The sequence below is a fragment of the Desulfovibrio intestinalis genome, from assembly GCF_014202345.1.
GTDB lineage: Bacteria > Desulfobacterota > Desulfovibrionia > Desulfovibrionales > Desulfovibrionaceae > Desulfovibrio > Desulfovibrio intestinalis.
Genome location: NZ_JACHGO010000015.1, coordinates 1 through 2,949 on the forward strand (window position 1 = coordinate 1; position 2,949 = coordinate 2,949).

At 55.2% G+C, this 2,949-nt stretch carries 1 protein-coding gene and 2 pseudogenes; all 3 read left to right on the forward strand.

What is annotated here, in order from left to right:
* Positions 1-206 precede the first annotated feature (206 nt).
* Positions 207-1,181, forward strand: a pseudogene (locus HNQ38_RS14055) (AAA family ATPase); the annotation flags it as partial.
* Positions 1,182-1,550: 369 nt separating this feature from the next.
* The gene (locus HNQ38_RS14060) at positions 1,551-2,588 is read left to right on the forward strand and encodes a DUF3150 domain-containing protein (protein WP_183722546.1); all 1,038 of its coding nucleotides are present in this window, start codon (positions 1,551-1,553) and stop codon (positions 2,586-2,588) included.
* A 4-nt stretch (positions 2,589-2,592) separates the two neighbouring features.
* Positions 2,593-2,949 (forward strand): annotated as a pseudogene (locus HNQ38_RS14065) (VWA domain-containing protein); the annotation flags it as partial.

A 2,949-nucleotide genomic window follows, 5' to 3' on the forward strand; every position in this document is an offset into this window, starting at 1 on the left:
TTCATTTAGCAAAAGCAGCCAATGCCGCTTTTCTAGTGTCTGGGGATAAACACTTATTAGAACTGCGGCATATATTTCCAGAACTGCAAATAACACCCCCCGCAGAGCTTTTAAGGCATATTTCAAAACATAACTAACAGTCATTATAATAAATTTACAGGAAGGCGTACCCATGAGGGTGCGCCTTCCTGTTTTTGGAGGCAATAATGAAAGGCACGAATATTTCTGAACTTGACTCTCTTCAGCCCACTGACCTCGACGCCGGTCAAGTGTTCAGCGGCAAGCCCTCCGGCACCACAGTCAGGGGCTACGCCGTCCCTTCGGCCTACACCCCGGCCATTGACCACGACTATATTTTCCATGAATCCAGCCGCGATGTTGTGGTCTGGTTTCTCAATGCGCAGGAACCGCTGTACGTCTTTGGCCCCACAGGCTGCGGCAAAACCAGTTGCATCAAGCAGCTGGCGGCCAGGCTTAACTACCCCGCCTTTGAGGTGACAGGACACGGGCGGCTGGAATTTGCCGATCTGGTGGGGCACCTGACGGTCAAAGACGGCAACATGGTCTTTGAGTACGGCCCGCTGGCACTGGCCATGCGCCACGGAGCAATTCTGCTCCTGAATGAAATCGACTTAACCTCACCTGAGATCGCCGCCGGGCTGAACAGCGTCTTGGATGGCTCCCCCTTGTGCATAGCGGAAAATGGAGGCGAAATCATCACCCCCCACCCCATGTTCCGTTTCGTAGCCACAGCCAATACCAATGGCGGCGGTGACGACACGGGCCTGTATCAGGGAACTCAACGCCAGAACCTCGCGTGGCTGGACCGCTTCACCATCTGCGAAGTGGGCTACCCGGCTGCAGATGTGGAAAAAAGCTTGCTTGCCCGGCGCTTCCCGTCACTGCCCGAAGCGCTCTGTGCAACTATGGTGGAGTATGCCAACGAGGTGCGCAAGTTGTTCATGGGCGAAGCTTCCACCAACAATCTCACCAATACCATTGAAGTTACCTTCTCCACGCGCAGCTTGCTGCGCTGGGGCGATCTGACCGTGCGTTTCCAGCCTCTGGCCCATCAGGGCATCCAGCCTGTCACCTACGCCCTTGATCGTGCTCTGGCATACCGCGCCAACCGCGAAACCCGCGCCATGCTGCACGAACTGGCCCAACGCATGTTCCCGCAACAGGTGGAGGCTGAAGCCCTTAAAACCAAAACGACTGAAACAGAAAACTTGCAAGGTGAACAAGCCCTGCGCTTCATGCGCAGCCATTTGAGGAACACTCCCACGGTGGCGAAGCCGCGTGTTCATCTGGAGGTAGTTCATACCCTTTCCGGCAAGAAACAGAGCGGAAAGTTCTGGATCGGCGAGGCCAGGCCTGAAGGTCTTATGCTCCATTGGGGCAAGCCGGACACTGCCGGGCAACAACACTCTATCCCTGCTGAAAATTGTGCGGGCAACAATTCCGTGCTGGAGCTTGAAGCCCGCGCAGCCAAAAAGCTCACCGAAGGCTACGTCCTAAACATTACTAAAAGCTCATTTTAGGAGACTGTTATGACACCGATTATTTCTGACATTCGCATTCTGGATAATTTGCTAGCCCTCAACCTCAATGTCAGCTTGTGGTCAGCCCGGCGCAAGATGAACCAGGAAGACCTGGGCGGAGCGGAACTGCCGCCCGAAGATTTGGCGTCCCTTGGCTCAAAACGTATCGCTGACCCGGAAAATCTCAAAGTGTTCGGTACGCTCAAGGCCCGTGCCTTCAACTATCTCGACCGGCACGGAGTACGCTTCATGTCTGGCTGGGCCATCCCTGAAGAGAAAGCCGGTGAAATCGTGCAAGAGCTTTGCAACATCCGCAACGACTTTCAGAAAGAAAAAGAGGCCTTTCTGGCAGATTATGATCAGAATGTGCAGGGCTGGATAGAAAAGCATCATCAGTGGGGCGAAATTATCCGCAATTCCATTGTGGGGCCGGACTATGTTCGCGCCCGCATGGATTTTCGCTGGCAATTGTACAAGGTGTCCCCGCTGGCGCAACATACAGATAACACAGCCGTGCTGGAAGCCGGTCTGGCAGAAGAGGTGCAAGGTCTCGGAGGAACGCTCTTTGGTGAAGTAGCCAAATCCGCCGAAGACATCTGGCGCAGGGTCTATCACGGCAAGACGGAAGTGACCCACAAGGCGCTCTCGCCGCTGCGCACCCTGCATTCCAAGCTCACAGGCTTGTCATTTGTAGAGCCGCACGTGGCCCCAGTGGCTGACATCGTGCAGGCCGCACTGCAGCGCATACCCAAGAAAGGCAATATCACGGGCACTGACCTGCTGCTCCTGCAGGGTTTGGTCTGCCTGCTCAAGGATAGTGATGCCCTGGTGGCACACGCCCAGAAGGTCATTGAGGGTTATGGCCCGGCCTTTGTGCTGGATGCCTTGCTGGCTGGTTCAGCGACGGCATCTGCACCGGATGTGCCTGCTGGACGGAGAGACGGCACTGTGGATGCGGAACTGGATGACGCCCCCATCCTGCCGGATACGCTCTCAGTGGAAACGGCTGTGCCCCATTCTGCTATTCCCAGTCTGGGCCTGTGGTGATGCCATGATACGTACAAAAGACGTACTCAACTGCCTGCCCCTGCTGGCATCCGTGCTGGGCGACCAGTATGGGGTGCAAGTACGTATTGGTGGCAGTGAAGCCTGCACCAACGGCAAGGTTATTCAACTGCCCTCATTGCCGATGGATTGCGAGCCGGAATTGTTGGCATTGGCAAGGTCGTTTGTCGATCATGAATCCGGCCATATCCGGCATACGGACTTTGTAGTACTGAAGGCTGCCAACCTTGATCCTGTGACCTTCAATCTCTTTAACTGCCTGGAGGACTGGCGCATTGAAAAGAAGCTGTCCGCCATTTTTCCTGGCTGCCGACAGAATTTGAACTGGCTGATACGACGATTC

Bases quoted from the DNA above. Each gene is read 5' to 3' on its own strand.
- HNQ38_RS14060 (WP_183722546.1), top strand. From the start codon at position 1,551: ATGACACCGATTATTTCTGACATTCGCATTCTGGATAATTTGCTAGCC.